A 17,566-nucleotide genomic window follows, 5' to 3' on the forward strand; every position below is an offset into this window, starting at 1 on the left:
GCGTTTCGACATGACGCTGCAATCGCGGTCACGTGATCGATTCGGTTCGATGACTGATCGCCTGCAGAAATGGAAAGCCTGCAAAGCAAAGTTGGCTTGCGAGGCCGATCGCGCCGGGCACAGACCAGAAGCCGGCAAAGTACTCGAGCACCGTCCTTCTGAACAGGAGCCCGTTAATGCACAACTCCGCAAGCATCAATATGGCGAGGGCGATTGCGCCCATCAGCAACGCCTCGTTGGTATCTGTCAGCATGTCGTGCTTTTTCGCGCTCCAGTGCGACAGGTACCAACTTGCGGCAAGCATGAATGGCGCTTCGAGCGATACCGCCGCCGTCTCTCCCAGGTGCTGCACAAGCAGCAGGACGCGAATCGTTCCGAAGGCGAAGCCGATCAAAAAAACGGTCAATGCATAAACGCAGCCCGCTTCGGCGCAGGTTGCCCACCTGGGGCTACGATGCGAGCAGCGCGTCACGGCGTTTCACGTGTTTGACGGGGAGGGACGCTAGCAAGTGTACAGATCGGTGTGCCCGAAGCCCTGCGAGTAATCGAGTACCGAAATGACTGTCGGAATCACGCGAAATATCCGGACTTCGTCAGGAGACGGCATTGGCATTGGCGGCGCTTGCATATCCGGATACTTCAGTGGAAGCATGCGCAAGACCTTCTCTGCTTCGGCCCGATCCGTCACGGGTCGTGCGTGCGCCGCCATCGACAAACCTGTAATCGCCATCAGATCTGACGTGTCGTGATCGATCGTGAGCGATACCCGGTCGTCTCGGGCCAGATTGGCCGCCTTCTGGCTTTCCAGTCCGCAAAGGAAGTAAAGCGTCAGTCCCTGGCTCACGTACCCGACGGTGGTCGCCTGGGGCCAGCCGTCCGGCCGCAGCGTGGCGATCGTCATGATTCGATGCTGATCCAGCAGTGACAGGATCTTTTGCTTGATCTGCTCGTCCATGGATCACCTTCCCGTTCGTGAAATCCGATCCTGTACCACCGGGTCATTCGGCGCTTGATGCAAATCAAATTCCGAACACGACGATGCACACTGTCGTCAGTAAATGCGGAAATTCGCGGCACGCGCGCAGTGGCGGAAGGCCGGATTGGTGTGCGAAAGAAGCCGGGGTTTCAAGTGCGTGAATGGCCGTTTCGGACAGAGGCGAGTGGCCGGAGCGGATCGCGGAAGATCAATGGTCCGCACCATGGCGTCCCGTCGCCGACGATCCGTGCGTCGGCGCTACCTCAGCGGCCACTCCGCCTCGCAAGCCGGTTCGTTACCCGCCACACTGCCCTCAATCGAAATAAGGCTGCAGCACCCCCTCGATCCAGTCCATGAACGCCCGGACGCGCGGCGACAGATTGCGCCGATGCGCCACGACGAGCGACGCCGCGAGGGGTTCGGGACGCAGATCGGGCAGCACCTCGACCAGCGCGCCGCTTTCGATATGATTCGCGACCCCGGAATACCCGGCCTGGATCAACCCGATGCCCGCAAGCCCGGCTGCGTGATAGGTCTGCACGTTGTTGACCTGCATCGCGCTCGGCAATGCAAGCGTCGCATAGCCGTCGCCGCTCGGATATTCCCACCCGGGATGCCGGTCGCCGAGTGTCAGCGCGTAGTGGACCATGCGGTGTCCCTGATCGAGGAGATCGTCGAGCGTTTGCGGCACACCATACCGCGCCAGATAGCCGGGACTCGCCGCATTGATCATGCGCAGGCGGCCCAGCGGTCGGGCAATCAGCGTCTCGTCCACGATCGGCCCCAGCCGGATCACGCAATCGAATCCTTCCTGGACGAGATCGACACGTCGATCGGTGCTCGAAAGTTCCAGTTCCAGCTCCGGATGCATCGCCATCAGTTGCGGCAGCGCGGGAACCACGACACTGCGCGCGAGCTCGGTGGGCATGTCGACGCGCAATCGTCCGCGCAGGCGCGTGCCATTGCCGGAAAACATCGACTGCAGCTCCTGTACTTCGGCCAGCAGGTCCCGTGCGCGCGCGTAAAAGGCGCGTCCGTCCTCGGTCAGTTGCACGCTCCGCGTCGTCCGATGCAGGAGCGCGACGCCCATGTCGCGCTCTAGCGCGCGGATCACCATCGACACACGTCCTTTCTGGATGCCCAGGCTTTCGGCTGCGCGCGTGAAGCTCGTCATTTCGGCGACACGGGCGAAGATCAAAAGCGCATCGAGGTTTTGCATTGTTCACCCTGGGAGTAACAGAACGTTCAATCGGTCGTCATTTATAACTCAATTTCGACTCAGTAAAGTGCTGTCCGATGTCGTCCCCCGACGACCACCTGAACGAAAGGGCGCAACCATGACACAGCACATCTCTCCGGTTAAAACGATCGTCGTCTATCACTCCGGCTACGGGCATACCGAACGCATGGCGACGGCTGTCGCCGAGGGCGCCGGCGGCGTTCTCGTCGGAATCGACGCCGATGGCAACATCGCACAGGACGCGTGGGAGGCGCTTGCCGGCGCGGACGCCATCCTGTTCGGCTCGCCGACGTACATGGGCGGTCCCAGCTGGCAGTTCAAGAAGTTCGCCGATGCATCGTCGAAGGCCTGGTTCGAAGGCGCATGGCGCAACAAGATCTTCGGCGGCTTTACCAACAGCGCAAGCATCAACGGCGACAAGCTCAATACGCTCGAATACTTCGTTCTGCTTTCCGGGCAGCACGGCGGCATCTGGGTGAGCATGGACATCAAGCCGGCGAACCTGAAGGCGTCGATGCGTGACGACCTGAACCGCATGGGTTCCTATATCGCGCCGATGGCGCAGACGCCAGCCGATGCGTCGCCCGATGAAATGTCGGCAGGGGACCTCGAGACGGCTCGCCGCTATGGCGCGCGGGTTGCAACGATCGCCGGACAATTCCGGGCAGGACACGCTCGCATCAACTGAAATCCGGCGTGCGGGGCGCCCCGGAACGGACGCCGCCGCGCTCTTTCCCGCCGATCTCGAAGGAAACGGCCATGAAATACAAGCAACTGGGCCGCACCGGCCTGTACGTCTCCGAGCTGTGTCTCGGCACGATGACGCTGGGCGGCAATGCCGATGCCGGCATGTGGGCTGCCATCGGCGCGGTCGGCCAGAACGATGCGACCCGACTGATCTCCCGCGCACTGGACGAGGGAATCAACTTCATCGATACCGCCGACATTTACTCCTTCGGTGAATCCGAACGACTCGTCGGACAGGCACTTCGGGACCTGGGCGTCGCACGCAGCGACATCGTGCTGGCGACGAAGACCGCGGGCGTGATGGGCACGAAGCCCAACGATCAGGGCGCGTCGCGCGGCCACATCATGGATTCGGTGCAGCGAAGCCTGGAACGGCTGCAGGTGGACCATATCGACCTCTACCAGATCCACGCGAACGATCCCGTGACACCGATCGACGAGACGCTGCGGGCGCTCGACGATCTGACGCGTCAGGGGCTGGTTCGCCATGTCGGCGTCTCGAACTGGCGCGCCGGAAAGATCGGCAAGGCGCTCGGGCTCAGCGAAGCGCTCCATGCGACGCGCTTCGAGACGCTGCAGGCGTACTATTCGATCGCCGGACGCGACGTGGAGCGCGAGCTGGTGCCGCTTGCGATCGATGAACAGATGTCGCTCCTCGTCTGGTCGCCGCTCGCCGGCGGACTGCTTTCGGGGAAGTTCGGCCCTGGGGCGCCGACCGCAGACGGTTCGCGACGCAGCCATTTCGATTTTCCGCCGGTCGATCTCGAGCGCGCCTGGCCATGCGTTGCAGCGATGCGCGCGATCGCGGACGCGCGAGGCGTGTCGGTCGCCCGGATCGCGCTCGCGTGGCTGCTCGGCAAGCCGCATGTCACGAGCGTCATCATCGGCGCCAAACGCGTCGAACAGCTCGAAGACAATCTCGGCGCGGTCGATGTCGTCCTGACGGAGACCGAGCTTGCGCATCTCGATGCCGTGAGCGCGTTGCCTCCCGACTATCCCGGCTGGATGATCGATCGTCAGGCGGCGGGCAGGCTGCCGCGGCCTTTCGCGCGTGCCGAGTCGAAATAGGGCGGCCGACGGCGATCCTTGCCATGTTCGAAGGGATCGCCCGACGCTCAATGCTGCCCCGCACCGGGCATCCGTGCGGCGCGATCATCGCGGCAACCGCTAGAATTGCGGTTTTAGCCCGGAACACGTCCATGTCTTTTGCCTCGCTAGGCCTGATCGATCCCTTGCTGCGTAATCTGCAGGGCCTCAATTACCAGACACCCACGCCGGTGCAGGCCAAGGCGATTCCCGCTGTGCTCGGCGGCAAGGACGTCATGGCTGCGGCACAGACCGGCACCGGCAAGACGGCGGGTTTCGCGCTGCCGCTGCTGCAACGGCTGGTTCAGCACGGGCCGGCGGTGTCCAGCAACCGCGCGCGCGTTCTGGTGCTGGTGCCCACGCGCGAACTGGCTGAACAGGTGCACCAGAGTTTCGTGGAGTACGGCAAGGGCCTCGACTTGCGGTTTCTGGCCGCCTATGGCGGCGTGAGCATCAATCCGCAGATGATGAAGTTGCGCAAGGGCATGGATGTGCTCGTCGCCACGCCGGGCCGTCTGCTGGACCTCAATCGACAGAACGCCGTGCAGTTCGATCAAGTCCAGACGCTGGTGCTGGATGAAGCCGACCGCATGCTGGATCTGGGCTTCGCACGCGAACTCAACGCCGTGTTTGCCGCGTTGCCCGTGCAGCGCCAGACGCTGCTGTTCTCCGCGACGTTTACCGACGACATCCGCGCGATGGCGGCGAGCATTCTGCGCAGTCCGGTCGATATCAGCGTCAGCCCGCCCAATGTAACCGCCAGCAGGATCAAGCAGTGGGTGGTGCCGGTGGACAAGCGGAACAAGCCTGACCTCTTCATGCACCTGGTGGCCGAGAACAACTGGGACCACGCGCTCGTGTTCGTCAAGACCCGCAACGGCGTGGATTACCTGGCGGCCATGCTGAACGATGCGGGTTATGCGGTCGACACCATTCACGGCGACAAGCCGCAACCTGCGCGCCTGCGTGCGCTCGAGCGCTTCAAGACCGGCGAAGTGCAGATGCTCGTCGCGACCGATGTGGCCGCGCGCGGGCTGGATATCGACGACCTGCCGCTCGTGATCAACGTCGATCTGCCGATCGTCGCGCAAGACTACGTGCACCGTATCGGCCGTACCGGTCGCGCGGGTGCAAGCGGCGTGGCGGTGTCGCTCGTGTGTGCCGATGAAGCACCGCAACTGGCCGCGATCGAAGCGCTGATCCGGCAGACACTGCGCCGTGAGGAGGAGCCGGGTTTCGAAGCCGAACACCGCGTGCCGGAAACCAGCGCGACGGGGCAGATCATCAAGAAACCCAAAAAGCCGAAGAAGCCCAAGGTGCCGCAAGCGGGGGCGGGCGCAATGCCGGTGGCTGGCAAGAAGCCGCGACCGAAAGGTGGAGAAGGCAAGCGCAAGCCCGCGGGGCAGCGCGCCGCGGCTGCGGGCAAGGGGGCGAGCCTGTCGAGCGGTAGCCCGTTCAGCGTGCAAAAGCCGCGCGGCAAACCCGCCGGCAAGACGGCGGCGGGCTCGCGGAAGCCGGCTGGCAAGCCCGTGGGTGGTCGCGGTACGCGCTGATGCTGACGGTGGGGCGAGCCACGCTGGCCGCATTTCTACCTGTCGCCGTCTCGTGGGTTGCCCCAAAACAAGACGACGATTACACAGAACAACAATGCGCCCACCAAAACAAAATTCATGCTGCACCTTGCCTGAAGTGGACGGAATGGTTCGATCTCGGGCGGCCCGTCTGATGAAAGCCCAGTGGCCCGCTTTTAGTTAACGGGCAATGGCGCGGTTGGTCTACGTCAAGCAGCGTAGTTTTTTGATGCACGTCAAACAAATTCAGGAGCCGGGCGCCCCGTCCGAATGCATTTCCCTTGGAGACTGCGCCGGTGTCGTCTTCGCGCTTCGGCATCTTGCAGTAGTACGGGACGTCATGCGCCATCCGGAACGGCGGTCTCAGAGAATGGCAAGGAGCCGCAGCTGATGCTCGGTCTCGGTTCCTGTTATCAGTGTGTAGAACCGTGCCTCCCGACGTTCGAGCACTGAGAGATTCTGTGCGTCGGAAAACATGTTCCATTCGTCACCGTCGATACGCTCGAGTTTTCCATGAGTCCGTGCAAAAGCAAGCAACAACCGACTTGCTTCGCGTCGGATAACGATGCGTTCCATATTCAACACATAGGGGCGCCAGCCGCCCAGAAGAACGACGTAGTGAGGTATAGCGCTTTGGTTGATTGTCATCGCCGGCGTTGCCTTTTTCTCGAGATGGCGTCAGCTGATCGGAGCCCGTCGGCCATGTGCTTCGCGTTCGCGCGTTGACATGCCCGTCTTCAACCGAACTGTGAAGTCAGCCATCCTTCCGCCCATTTGGTTGCGTACGCAACTGCATCGTCGCGACGCTCGAAAGCAGCCATATCCCCGCTAGCGTGCACCTCTCGCTCCGCTCCGTCCACAAGTATCGTGATAATCCGCACGTGTGCGACGTACTGCCGATCGGCCCTGCGTGGTGTCGGATCGATTCGGAACCGAGTCGAATTGAAGAGCATAAGTCCCCCACATTCATGGTTGTCGCGAGTTGTGCCGTCGAGGGCACAGCGCGAAAGAGAGCCAGCCCGCAATGAAAAATCATCCGACCCTCGACAATCGAGCTTGCCATGAACGCTTCGTTTCGCTGGCTTGCTGCTGCCCGATGCTTATCCTCATGCTTTTGCGGTTACTGCCAGACATGCTTCCGAAGGTATCGGATGAACGTTAGTCGTAGGCTCAACCGATTCGCGCGCGCGTCTCGCGGGCGGGCTGTCGAGTCGTCTTCCACATCAGGAAGCCGTTCCGAGCGCGCGGAGTCGTCCATGGAGCGGACTGACTTCACTATCTGGAGAGTGGCGTGACCTGTCCAGACACGATCGCGCCACGCGCATTTCGCGCGATGGACGTCAAGCCTTGCCTGCAGTGATTCGACGAGCTAGAAAGGCGACAGCTACTCACGAGTTTTCCTTTGGGTGACGAGTTGCAGGGCAATGCATCGTCATGACCGGTCAGGAAGATGCGGCTGGCGCACTCACATCCGAACGCACGGAAGTTCGGCAGTAGCGTCACCCCGTCCTTCTTCCGATCGAAATCTGCGTCGCATTTCGTCAGCGTGAAAAACGGAGAGACGTTGGCCGGCAGGCCGAACACGATGTTCTCCTAGTACATTTTCCGAGGCGGTAACATGCGCTTCGCCCGTAGGCGCTGCCGTGCGACGGCGCTGGCCTTCTTTCGCTTGCGTTCTGTCGTGGGCTTTTCGTAGCTGGTTCGACTGCGCAACTCGCGAATCAACCCTATTTTCTCGATGCTGCGACGGAATCGCCGCAGCGCGACGTCGATCGGTTCGTTGACTTTCAATGTTACGGTTGTCACGGATGTCCTGTTTGTGAGTGTTCGAATGAAAAATTGACGGATCGTGCCATGACGACGCTCGGACTCGACATTCCGAATGTCCGGCGCCAATCGAAAGAGCACGTACCGCTATGTACATCTGCACGCTTGCCGACGACACAGCGCCGCACGCGAGATTCCGGCGAGCGAGATCGTGTCGGTCCACGCGATCTCGTGCCGTCTGTTCAATTCGAGCAGTGTGCGTCGGCGATCATTTCGTTATCCTGGTCGATGCAGATCGCATCGACATGGCGAGCTGCCTCAACCTGCGTTTGAAAGGAACGCGTGTGTTTCGCGATTGTCGTCGATGATGGTCTCGGCATAGCGCAGCGATGCGCGACGTGCGTCACCGGCGGTATCGAACGGTGCATTGTCGCGAAGCCTGAAAGTCTGGCTTTGCGTCATCGTGTCGGTGGCATCGCGAAGACAAATCCTGACTGCCGCGTCGAAGCCGGCATCATGGCTGTGCGGGGCGCCACTCGTCGCCGGAACATGCTGGTAAATCAGTGGATGAATTTCGAATCCACGGTAGAAATGTGTGCTCATGACATGCTCCTGACGTTCGGCCACAGCGAATGCTGCGGCCGAACTCGTCCGGCCGATCGCCGTCCATCGTAGGGCGGGCCGACGGGTTGAAGAGGATAACGTTGCAGCGCGGAGGCGGGGCGGTGCCGCAAGCGGGAAGCGGTGGAGGGGGAGCGCTCGGAGGGCGGGTGATCGCTCGGATGAGCCCATCATACGCGCATCGTTTGTCGGGCGTTCAACTGATTCCGTATTGCATCCAACAGCGCACGATGGTGATGCCACAGGCGTGTGATGTCGGGCTGCGAAGCCAGCTTCGCTTCACGCCGAAACCGCATTTCACGACCGCAGCGGCTGCTTGTGCGGCGGCGATTTCGATTGCTATCGCGGAGACGTCGTGCGCTTCTTTTGATGCGATTTCGCGACTGAAGACTGTTTGGGCGGCACCCAGTTCAACGCCGTGCCGAGCCTCGGCAACATCGCTGGTTGTTTGGCGCGTGGAGGCGCCTTGCGCGACCTGATGTGCATGGTTTTCCGATCGCGTCTGAACACGCGCATTGTGACGGGCATTGGGTTGCACGCAGATCCAGTGTCTCGATGCGAAACGGACGGCCCGGTCGGGCCTGCATCGAAACGTGTCGTGTCCGCGACGGAGGTGCGTGATGCAAAGGAGCGACGACAGTGACGCGCCGCTCCGTGAGCGAGGCTGTGAGGGCTTAAGAAGGTTACAGCGGGGTGATGTTCGCTGCTTGCAGGCCTTTGGGGCCGGTCTTGGTCTCGTAGCTGACTTTCTGTCCTTCGGCAAGACTCTTGAAACCATCGCCACGAATCTCGGAGAAGTGAGCGAACAGATCGTCACCACCACTGTCGGGCGTGATGAAGCCAAAACCCTTGCTATCGTTGAACCACTTGACGGTACCGGTATCCATGTTAGATCTCCTGAGAATGAACGAGCGTATGCGCCGACGATGGGCGCCGAAAATAATCAAGGAGGGAAAGGACAACGAGTACCGCGGGTCGCGGTCAATGATGGGCAGCAATCGCGCTTCTTGAATACTTCATCGCCGACAGTACGCGCCGTCAGGAAGGGTGTCAAGCGCTTTCGGTCGAGGGGATGAACATGGCCCTTGTCCGTTTCTGGTTGATTTCGAGCCGGATTGAGCGTTGCCGGTCGAGTCGAGGCACAAGCGCGGCACACATTTTTGCGAAGACGGATTTGCCTCGAATGGTCGACGCGCGCGGCCTGGATAGCGGAATCGTGATTCGCACCATCCACTGCGGCCGTTTTTACTGCAACCTGCGGTGCGCCACGCCAAGCGGGGCAACATCGTCTCGACCGCCGAACTGACTGGCTGACGAAACAGTTACAAGATACCTGTTGACCTGGGAGCTACCCGGCGGTTAGTGTGTCGTCCGAAGTTCAAGAAGTTCGATTGCTGTTCATCAATTGCTCGTCCCTCAACGGTATCGCTGTCCTCCCCCTCCTTGACGCTTCGCGCCCTCTTTAGCAGGGCAGATATTCGTATTTCTCTCTCAAGGATTATTCATGGATACCGATACGGTCGAGTGGTTCAACCGATAGCAACGGCTTTGGCTTCATCCCCCCCGACGAGGTCGGCGACGACCTGCACGTTCAGCCTCTCCAGGCTGGAGCAGCGGGCTTCAAGACTCCGGCTGGAAATAGGAAGGCGCGTTTCGGAACGAAGCAAGACCGACAGGGTCTGCTAGCGCCGAACATCAAGCCTCCGTGAGGTCTGAAGCTCCGGCTTCCCGTGAGGGACGCCGTGTCGCAGCGACATGCACGCGAAGCTTTGCCCCTCCCCAGTTGGAGCGAGCGCTCCTGCTGCATCGATGCTCGTTGCGCAGCGTGCCGAACGCCATACACCTCGTTGCACACTTCTCCCTGGCTGCAACGCCTTTTTGTCACTTCCCGCTTGCTTTGGATTCGGCGCGAAATGACTTTGAATCAGTGCGCCCGTGCGCGTCTCGCACGAAACGCACCTACTCGAACATCACTAAAACTAAAATGCACGACAAACAAGTTCATCTATACAACGGCTATGCGGTTCAACCTTCGGCGCATCGCTTGCCCGATGGAACCTTTTCATCCAATCTGCTGCTCGACCGCACCGGTTGCGCGCGTACAGAAGGCCGCTACCAGTTCTACTCGCTCGATTACTTCGCGAGTGAAGAGCAGGCGCTTCTGCATTCGGCACGCTGGGCACGCAACTGGGTCGATACACGCGGTTGATCGCCGCATGAGGAACCGGTGCTGGTCAGGATCGTGTGGGCGGTTTGATTCGCGATCGAGCCGTTTGCTTTTCAGCGACCGATAGACCGCTACGCAGCGGCAACGGTCGAGCTGCCGGTCATCTCGATGTCATTCCGAGGATCGAAAAATTTCGCGAACGGATCGGGCAGTGTTGCCGTTTGTCGCGTTCGTCGACGAGCGCTTATTCAGGCGGCATTCGCTCGTGATCGTCAAGTCGCGGGTGTGGCATGTTGGCGCCGCTAAGGCACCATCATCGAGGATGCTTCATTTCCTCGGATTCCACCGCGGCGATTCGTTCTTCGCTTGCGGAAACAGAGTCCATGGCTTCGTCGATCGATGCCAATGCATACTCGCAGGCCAGTTTCGTTTCTTCGACCGCAGGCTCTGGCTCCTCGTCTTCGCTGGGCGGAGGGGAAAGCATGTCTTCAAGCATCATCGCAAGTTCAGGGGTGTCCCATTCCTCGCCTCTTTGTTCCTTCTTCTTTATATAGTGCCGGATTTCCGCGTCCTGATCCGGCGAGAGTGGAAGGTGTCGAAACGTGTTGCTCGGGTTGGCGTCGATCATGATATTGCTCCGAAGGTTCAGCGATGACGGTGACGGAACAGTTTGCTATTTGCCGCAGCGCGCATCCTGAATTCGCTCGAGGCGGGAAAAAAGCTCGTCAACCTGGAGCGAGAGGACCCTGTTTTGCCCGGATTGCGTGCGGAGTTTTCCGAGCCTGACTCTCCAATACGCAGGATCACTTACAGACGATTTGTTGACGAACGCATGTTGTGCGTGCTCGAGCAGTCCGATCGCTCGCCTGATATGGACCAATTCGCGTTCCGCTTCACAGTACCAGCTCATGTTTGCCGCCGTTGATTATGAATTGCATCTTGTTTTTCTGTCCCGCAGGAACTCTCGAGTTCACTCAAAAGGCGGTGCAGGAGCCGATTCCGGGCTGTGCGGCTGTCGCACGGCTCGACGGTGTGGTGAGAGGGGAAAATGTGGTGCGCAAGCAAAGGCACGACACCATCTGGAGCGGGCGAGCAGTCGATCTGCAAACGGGGCTCGGATGAGACCATCATACGCGCATCGCCGGTCGGACAACCGCTTTATTTCGGCTGCGACGAAGCACGCTTGTCCGATGTCGCCGTTGCACGCCGGCGCGCGAACCTCGAGGGCGTGGCGGAATAGGGCGAAGGCCGTCGAGCGACCATGCCGGAAGCTCGCGAGGAATCGAATTTTGCGCCATATGACGTGATAACGCTCTTCGAGAGGAGGCACGCAGAGGGAAACGCAATCGCGGATCCGGATCATGCGTGTGCCGGGTTCGATGGCGGATAGCCGCTGTCATGTGCGGGCAGCGATCCGCTGGCAAACCCGGTGATCGCGATACGCGCGAGGGCACCTTCAGTCGCTCCAGTTCGAAAAAAATCGGGGCGTCCTGCGTTGCCCGTTCCCGTGTATAGTGGGCTTCCCCGTGTGGAGCGACCAACATGCCGACATATCCGTTTCTTCTCTACAAGGGGTACGAACTTCATCCTCTTGTCTTCCCCCGTACGTTCGATCGCTTTGACAGGCATTCCCGTTACGCCGAAGGGTATGACATTGCGGTACGAATATGTCGTCCGGCCTCGATTGAAAGCTCACCTGCCAGCCGCGTTTTCAGGCTGAACCAGCCCGATACTTTCTCCGAATTTGGCGTGGCGAGGCGCGCCGCCCGGCAGCAGGGAAAGGACATCATCGACGGGAAAGTGAGCGGGGCTTCAGTCGTCGACTTGTGAAAGTGCGACGGGCATGCAAGGCGAGCCCTCTCCCGCGCATGTTCGCGAGCGCCCGGTGAGCTGTTATCGATGTGCTTCCTGGCGTGATTTTCACGGACGGTTGCCCGATCGCGTGACAGCAGTCGGGCGTCGTCAACGAAAGAACAGTTCCCGCATGCCAAAGGTGTGATGCGCTTCGGCCGCCATGAGCACCATGAGCACCAGCAGGCACAGCGGCGGTATCAGGATCGCGTACACCAGCGCCAGCCGCTCCCACATCATGTGCATGAAGATCGATACGATCAGCCCGGCCTTGGCGATCATCAGCACGACGATCAGCACCCATCGCAACAGGCCCTGCACGTGGAAGTAATCCACGAGATACGACAACGTGCTCAGGACGAACAGCAGGCCCCAGATCTTCAGGTAGATGCCGATCGGGTGCTGCTGGCCGTGCGCGGCGTCGGGTCGATCGGCGGGATTGGTGTGGTCCATGATCTGCCTCACCACAAATAGAACAGCGCGAAGATGAACACCCACACCAGGTCGACGAAGTGCCAGTACAGGCCGGCGATCTCGACGATCTGGAAGTTGCCGTGCTCGGTGAACCCCGGCTGCAGGATCTTGCGCGCGATCAGCAGCAGGTAGACCACCCCGCAGGTCACGTGAAAGCCGTGGAATCCGGTGATCATGAAGAAGCAGGCGCCGAACTGCGTGGCGCCCAGCGGGTTGCCCCACGGGCGAATACCTTCATGGACGATCAGCTTGGTCCATTCGAAGGCCTGCATCGACACGAAGGTCACGCCGAGCAGCGCGGTCGCGAGCAACAGTGCGGCGGCGCGCCTCGCATTGCGCCGGTAGCCGAAATTGACTGCCATCGCCATGGTGCCGCTGCTGGTGATCAGCGTGAACGTCATGATGGCGATCAGCAGCAACGGCACGTCGACGCCTGCCACGGTGAGCCCGAACACCTTGGACGTGTCGGGCCACGGCGCCGTGGTCGACATGCGCACCGTCATGTAGCCGATCAGGAAGCTGCTGAAGACGAAGGTGTCCGACAGCAGGAAGATCCACATCATCGCCTTGCCCCACGGCACCTTGAAGGCTTCGCGGTCGGCCGACCAATCCGTGACGATGCCGCGCCAGCCGTCAGGGCCGGCGTCGGCGGGCGGAGGGGCAGCGGATTCGGGCGGGAGCGTAGGCGAAGTCATGGCGCGGCTCCATATAGCGGCCCGCAGATGGCGGCGACAATCGCGGGGGTGAGCCACCACATCGCCGCCAGCAGCACGAGCCAGACCGCCAGCAGGAAATGCCAGTAGAGGGCGCACAGGGAAATGGCGCGTTGAGCCCGGAACGGGTCCATATGCCGGCGTTGCGCGATCGTCACGGCCCAGGCCGCCAGCCCGCCGAGCACGTGCAATCCGTGCAGGCCGGTAAGCAGGTAGAGGAAGCTGTTGGAAGGATTGGCGATGAGGGTCTGCCCGGCCGCCGACATCATGCGCCACGCGATCAATTGCCCGATCACGAACACGGCGGCCAGCACGCCGCCGCATACCAGCCACGCCATGCGGTGCACGGTCAACTGCCTGGCACGCTGCATGGCCACGCTTGCCAGCGCGAGCGCGCCGGTGTTCCACCACAGCAGCGCGGGATGCGGGATCGGCTGCCAGTCGGGCTCGCGCATGCGCATGCCGTAAGCGAGCAACAGCAGTGAAAACAATGCCGTTGCCACGGCCATGAACACGATCAGGCCGATGCGGCTCGCATTCGGCACGACGGGCGGCGACGTGTCGGGAACGAAGGTGCGCGGCAGCGTGGTCATTCGCGTGCCTCGCCGGGTTGAAGCGTCGGGGGGGCCGGTTCCGGTTCCGGTGCCGTCGCGGGCGGCTGGTTTTGCGGGACGAAGTCTTCCGTTTGTCCCGGCGGGCTGTATTCGTACGCCCAACGGTAGACGACGGGTTGCGCGGCGCCCCAGTTGCCGTGCGTCGGCGGCGTTTGCGGCGTTTGCCATTCCAGCGTGGTGGCCCGCCAGGGGTTGCCGTCGGCACGCTTGCCGCGCACGAGGCTCCACGCCAGGTTGTACAGGAACAGCAACTGCGCCACCGCCACGATCAGCGCGACGACGGTGATGAAGGTGTTGAGCGTCTGAGCCGAGTGCGGAATGAAGCTGTAACCCTCGTACGCGTAATACCGCCGAGGCATGCCGAGGATGCCGAGATAGTGCATCGGGAAGTAGATCGCGTAGGTGCCGACGAAGGTGGCCCAGAAGTGCGCGCGTCCGAGCGTGTCGTCGAGCATGCGGCCCGTCACCTTCGGATACCAGTGGTAGATGCCGCCGAACACCACCAGGATCGGCGACACGGCCATCACCATATGGAAGTGCGCCACCACGAAGTACGTGTTCGACAGCGGAATGTCCACGCTCACGTTGCCGAGATAGAGCCCGGTCAGCCCGCCCAGCACGAAGGTGCTGATGAAGCCGATGGCAAACAGCATCGGCACGGTCAGGTGGATATCGCCACGCCACAGCGTCAGCACCCAGTTGTAGACCTTGAGGGCGGTCGGGATGGCGATGATGAGCGTGGTGGTCGCGAAGAAGAAGCCGAAGTACGGATCCATGCCGGCGATGAACATGTGGTGGGCCCAGACCACGAAGCTCAGTGCGCCGATGATGACGATGGCCCACACCATCATCCGGTAGCCGAAGATGCTCTTGCGCGCATGGGTGCTGATGAGGTCCGACGCGATGCCGAAGGCCGGCAGCGCGACGATGTAGACCTCCGGATGCCCGAAGAACCAGAACAGGTGCTGGAACAGCAGCGGGCTGCCGCCGGCATGCTTGAGCGATTGCCCCATCGACACCACGGCCGGTATGAAGAAACTGGTGCCGAGCGTTCGATCGAGCAGCATCATCACCGCCGACACGAACAGCGCAGGAAACGCGAGCAGCGCCATGATGGTTGCGATGAAGATGCCCCACACCGTGAGCGGCATGCGCATGAGCGTCATGCCGCGGGTGCGGGCCTGCAGCGTGGTGGTCACGTAATTCAGGCCGCCCATGGTTGCTGCGACGATGAAGATCGCGAGCGATACGAGCATCAGCACGATGCCCCATTCGACGCCCGGCGTACCGGGCAGGATGGCCTGGGGCGGATACAGCGTCCAGCCCGCGCCGGTCGGCCCGCCCGGCACGAAGAAGCTCGCGACCAGCACCAGCACGGCCAGCAGGTAGACCCAGTAGCTCAGCATGTTGAGAAACGGGAACACCATGTCGCGCGCGCCCAGCATCAGCGGGATCAGGTAGTTGCCGAAGCCGCCCAGGAACAGCGCGGTCAGCAGGTAGATCACCATGATCATCCCGTGCATGGTGACGAACTGGTAGTAGTGGTTGGCGTCGATGAAGCTGAACTTGCCGGGAAAGCCGAGCTGCAACCGCATCAGGTCCGACAGGACGAGGCCGACCAGACCGATGGCGATGGCCGTCAGCGAATACTGCACGGCGATGACCTTGTGGTCCTGGCTCCAGACATAGCGGGTCCAGAAGCTTTTCGGGACGTGATCGATGTGCGCGTAGGGCATTGCGTCTGCTCCGCTAGGGCTGGCGGTTGGCCGCGGTGCTGGCGGCCGGGCCGCCTTGCGATTCGATGTAGGTCACGAGCGCGGTCAGCTCCTGCTCGCTCAGGTCGAAATGCGGCATGATCGGTGCGTACCCCTTCACGACGCGGGCCGTCGGGTTGCGGATGAACGCGCGCAGATAGGCTTCGTCCACCTTCGCGGTGCTGCCGTCGGCCATCGTTTCGGTCTTGCCGTACAGGCCCTTCCAGGTCGGGCCCACGCGCGGACTGCCGTCCACGGTATGGCACGCGAAACAGCCCTTGGCTGCCGCGAGCGCCTTGCCCTGGTCGGCGAGCGCCTGGGTGCTGCCGCCTGCCGTGGCGGCAGCGGCCTGCACGCCGGCCTGCTGCCGCTGCGCGAAGGTGGTCTGCTGCGCCAGCCATCGCGAGAATGATGCTTCGTCTTCCACCACCACCACGCCGCGCATGTTCGAGTGGCCGATGCCGCACAGTTGCGCGCACAGGATGTCGTAACGTCCCGCCTTGGTCGGTGTGAACCAGAAGGTCGTCACCATGCCGGGGACCATGTTCATGCGCGCACGGAACGGCGGCACATAGAAGTCGTGCAGTACGTCGAGCGACCGTGTCAGAACCTGGATCGGCCGGTTCAGCGGGAGGTGGACCTCGGGCGTCTCGATCAGGTAGTTGTCGCGGCCGTTGGGGTCGGCGGGGTTCAGGCCGAACGGGTTGTCGTTGCTGACGTAGCGCGCGTCCGTCGTGCCCAGCTTGCCTCCGGTGCCGGCGAAGCGGAAGCGCCATTGCCATTGCCGGCCGAGCACTTCCATCTGCAGCACGTTGCGTGGCGGCCGGATGTAGTCCGCGTAGACGAAGAGACCGGGTGCCAGCAACGCCGCCACACCGACGGCGGTCAGGCCGATCAGCCACCATTCCAGCCGCCGGTTGTGCGGCTCGTAGGCCGCGCGATGCCCGCCGCGGTGGCGGTAGCGGATCAGTGCGATCGCGATGAACAGGTTGATCGCGATGAAGAATGCGCCGGTGATGACGAGCGTGATCGTCAGCATGTCGTCCATGCGCACCCAGTTCGACGCGATCGGCGTGATCCACCAGGGACTGGCAAAGTGAAACCCCACCGCCAATGCGATGATCACGATCAGGGCAATCGCAAGCGCCATGGGCCGCCTCGCCGCGCCTCACTCGCCGGAGCCGCTAACCCGCGCTCCTGGCATCGTCGTGCCGCCTTGCCGGATTTCGTATTACATTTTGCCGGCAGTCCACCCAGACCGATTCGCCAAGCGTCGTCGGCGGCTCTAAAGAAAAGGTAGTCCGCGCCTTTGCATCGTGCAAGGCAGCGCAAGGGGGGGAAGCACGCTCCCATACCCGCATGCATCGCACGACAGACGATGCCACCCGCCGCGACGACGAGCAAAACGGCCGCCTTCTGCATGGATTGTCGAGGCGGCCGTCTCGCGCGGCGCGACGAACCGGCGTGTCAGTGCATCGCGTTCTGCTTGCGCCGTTCGAGCATGCCGTAGACAACGGCGGTCACCACACCGAACAGCAGGTTGGCCAACAAGGGTCCGGATCCCCGCTCCGAGATGAACCACGGGAACACGGCGGTCATCACGTAGAAGTTCCATACGTACGCGACGATCCCGAAAGCCAGGCCGATGACGGCCTCCATGCCGACGCTCGAATCGAAGCGGAACGGGGCCATGATCGCGGCGAGGATCATCCCCATGATGGCGCCGAGCACATAGTGCAGCAGCAGCGCCATTCCCACGATGCTGAAGCTGAACACCGACATCTGTTCGAGCGCACTGCGGCCCATCACCATTGCCGCGATCTTGTGGGTCGGTTGCCACGGGCTTTCATCGAGCACCATCGTCGACCAGAAGAATTCGAGCACGATCACCAGGGCGCCACCCGCAAGACCGGCTACGGCAGCGGCGAGCCAGTCCGGCATGCGCCGTTGCCAATGGTGTGATTGAATGTGCAGTTCCATAGAAC

At 61.8% G+C, this 17,566-nt stretch carries 21 protein-coding genes; 5 read left to right on the plus strand and 16 right to left on the minus strand.

Features of this window, described 5'->3' with window-relative positions; genetic code table 11:
* Positions 1 to 28: 28 nt before the first annotated feature.
* The 3 genes from DIE11_RS23270 to DIE11_RS23280 form a co-directional block, all read right to left on the minus strand.
* Positions 29 to 472: a hypothetical protein gene (locus DIE11_RS23270; RefSeq protein WP_124627361.1), complete on the minus strand. Its 444-nt coding sequence runs from the start codon at positions 470 to 472 to the stop codon at positions 29 to 31.
* Between the two features lie 30 nt (positions 473 to 502).
* Positions 503 to 955: a pyridoxamine 5'-phosphate oxidase family protein gene (locus DIE11_RS23275; RefSeq protein WP_124627363.1), complete on the minus strand. Its 453-nt coding sequence runs from the start codon at positions 953 to 955 to the stop codon at positions 503 to 505.
* Between the two features lie 334 nt (positions 956 to 1,289).
* Positions 1,290 to 2,195, minus strand: a complete 906-nt coding sequence (locus DIE11_RS23280; RefSeq protein WP_124627365.1) for a LysR family transcriptional regulator — start codon at positions 2,193 to 2,195, stop codon at positions 1,290 to 1,292.
* Between the two features lie 118 nt (positions 2,196 to 2,313).
* Here DIE11_RS23280 and DIE11_RS23285 point away from each other — a divergent pair, with 118 nt between their 5' ends.
* The 3 genes from DIE11_RS23285 (at position 2,314) to DIE11_RS23295 (ending at position 5,602) form a co-directional block, all read left to right on the plus strand.
* Complete coding sequence (locus DIE11_RS23285) at positions 2,314 to 2,904, plus strand: flavodoxin family protein (RefSeq protein ID WP_124627560.1); 591 nt, start codon at positions 2,314 to 2,316, stop codon at positions 2,902 to 2,904.
* Between the two features lie 71 nt (positions 2,905 to 2,975).
* Positions 2,976 to 4,031, plus strand: coding sequence for an aldo/keto reductase (locus tag DIE11_RS23290; protein WP_124627562.1), 1,056 nt, complete (start codon positions 2,976 to 2,978; stop codon positions 4,029 to 4,031).
* Between the two features lie 131 nt (positions 4,032 to 4,162).
* A complete protein-coding gene (locus DIE11_RS23295) occupies positions 4,163 to 5,602 on the plus strand; it encodes a DEAD/DEAH box helicase (protein ID WP_185633812.1) in 1,440 nt (479 codons plus the stop codon).
* Positions 5,603 to 5,983: 381 nt separating this feature from the next.
* Here the strand turns inward: DIE11_RS23295 and DIE11_RS23300 are convergent, their stop codons facing one another.
* The 6 genes from DIE11_RS23300 to DIE11_RS23325 form a co-directional block, all read right to left on the minus strand.
* Complete coding sequence (locus DIE11_RS23300) at positions 5,984 to 6,268, minus strand: hypothetical protein (protein ID WP_059605444.1); 285 nt, start codon at positions 6,266 to 6,268, stop codon at positions 5,984 to 5,986.
* Positions 6,269 to 6,357: 89 nt separating this feature from the next.
* Positions 6,358 to 6,573: a hypothetical protein gene (locus DIE11_RS37025; RefSeq protein WP_082729005.1), complete on the minus strand. Its 216-nt coding sequence runs from the start codon at positions 6,571 to 6,573 to the stop codon at positions 6,358 to 6,360.
* Between the two features lie 640 nt (positions 6,574 to 7,213).
* On the minus strand, positions 7,214 to 7,426 hold the full coding sequence (rpsU, locus tag DIE11_RS23315; RefSeq protein ID WP_082728854.1) for a 30S ribosomal protein S21: 213 nt from the start codon (positions 7,424 to 7,426) through the stop codon (positions 7,214 to 7,216).
* 279 nt (positions 7,427 to 7,705) lie between these two features.
* The gene (locus DIE11_RS23320) at positions 7,706 to 7,990 is read right to left on the minus strand and encodes a hypothetical protein (RefSeq protein WP_124627369.1); all 285 of its coding nucleotides are present in this window, start codon (positions 7,988 to 7,990) and stop codon (positions 7,706 to 7,708) included.
* A 214-nt stretch (positions 7,991 to 8,204) separates the two neighbouring features.
* Positions 8,205 to 8,546: a hypothetical protein gene (locus tag DIE11_RS36495; RefSeq protein ID WP_159086616.1), complete on the minus strand. Its 342-nt coding sequence runs from the start codon at positions 8,544 to 8,546 to the stop codon at positions 8,205 to 8,207.
* A 145-nt stretch (positions 8,547 to 8,691) separates the two neighbouring features.
* Complete coding sequence (locus DIE11_RS23325) at positions 8,692 to 8,895, minus strand: cold-shock protein (RefSeq protein ID WP_124627371.1); 204 nt, start codon at positions 8,893 to 8,895, stop codon at positions 8,692 to 8,694.
* Positions 8,896 to 9,992: 1,097 nt separating this feature from the next.
* On the opposite strand from DIE11_RS23325, the gene DIE11_RS23335 reads away from it, so the two are divergent.
* Positions 9,993 to 10,217: a hypothetical protein gene (locus DIE11_RS23335; protein ID WP_124627374.1), complete on the plus strand. Its 225-nt coding sequence runs from the start codon at positions 9,993 to 9,995 to the stop codon at positions 10,215 to 10,217.
* 271 nt (positions 10,218 to 10,488) lie between these two features.
* Here DIE11_RS23335 and DIE11_RS23340 read toward each other — a convergent pair whose 3' ends face one another.
* Positions 10,489 to 10,803, minus strand: coding sequence for a hypothetical protein (locus DIE11_RS23340; RefSeq protein WP_059599695.1), 315 nt, complete (start codon positions 10,801 to 10,803; stop codon positions 10,489 to 10,491).
* Between the two features lie 914 nt (positions 10,804 to 11,717).
* On the opposite strand from DIE11_RS23340, the gene DIE11_RS23350 reads away from it, so the two are divergent.
* Entirely contained in the window at positions 11,718 to 12,005 is a 288-nt protein-coding gene (locus tag DIE11_RS23350) for a hypothetical protein (protein WP_124627378.1), read from the plus strand.
* Between the two features lie 132 nt (positions 12,006 to 12,137).
* Here the strand turns inward: DIE11_RS23350 and DIE11_RS23355 are convergent, their stop codons facing one another.
* The 6 genes from DIE11_RS23355 to DIE11_RS23380 all read right to left on the minus strand — a co-directional run bounded on the left by DIE11_RS23355 (position 12,138) and on the right by DIE11_RS23380 (position 17,561).
* Positions 12,138 to 12,479: a cytochrome C oxidase subunit IV family protein gene (locus tag DIE11_RS23355; protein ID WP_059599690.1), complete on the minus strand. Its 342-nt coding sequence runs from the start codon at positions 12,477 to 12,479 to the stop codon at positions 12,138 to 12,140.
* 8 nt (positions 12,480 to 12,487) lie between these two features.
* Positions 12,488 to 13,195 carry a heme-copper oxidase subunit III family protein gene (locus DIE11_RS23360; RefSeq protein WP_124627380.1) on the minus strand — a complete coding sequence of 236 codons (708 nt, stop codon included), beginning with the start codon at positions 13,193 to 13,195 and terminating at the stop codon, positions 12,488 to 12,490.
* Complete coding sequence (locus DIE11_RS23365) at positions 13,192 to 13,806, minus strand: cytochrome c oxidase subunit 3 (protein ID WP_124627382.1); 615 nt, start codon at positions 13,804 to 13,806, stop codon at positions 13,192 to 13,194. Before DIE11_RS23365 ends, DIE11_RS23360 begins: the two co-directional genes overlap by 4 nt.
* Complete coding sequence (gene ctaD, locus DIE11_RS23370; protein WP_124627384.1) at positions 13,803 to 15,563, minus strand: cytochrome c oxidase subunit I; 1,761 nt, start codon at positions 15,561 to 15,563, stop codon at positions 13,803 to 13,805. Before ctaD ends, DIE11_RS23365 begins: the two co-directional genes overlap by 4 nt.
* 13 nt (positions 15,564 to 15,576) lie before the next feature.
* Positions 15,577 to 16,731: a c-type cytochrome gene (locus DIE11_RS23375; protein ID WP_124627385.1), complete on the minus strand. Its 1,155-nt coding sequence runs from the start codon at positions 16,729 to 16,731 to the stop codon at positions 15,577 to 15,579.
* A 317-nt stretch (positions 16,732 to 17,048) separates the two neighbouring features.
* A complete protein-coding gene (locus DIE11_RS23380) occupies positions 17,049 to 17,561 on the minus strand; it encodes a hypothetical protein (protein WP_124627387.1) in 513 nt (170 codons plus the stop codon).
* Positions 17,562 to 17,566 lie beyond the last annotated feature (5 nt).

This window comes from Burkholderia sp. Bp9012, assembly GCF_003853825.1.
In the GTDB taxonomy this organism is placed as follows: domain Bacteria; phylum Pseudomonadota; class Gammaproteobacteria; order Burkholderiales; family Burkholderiaceae; genus Burkholderia; species Burkholderia diffusa.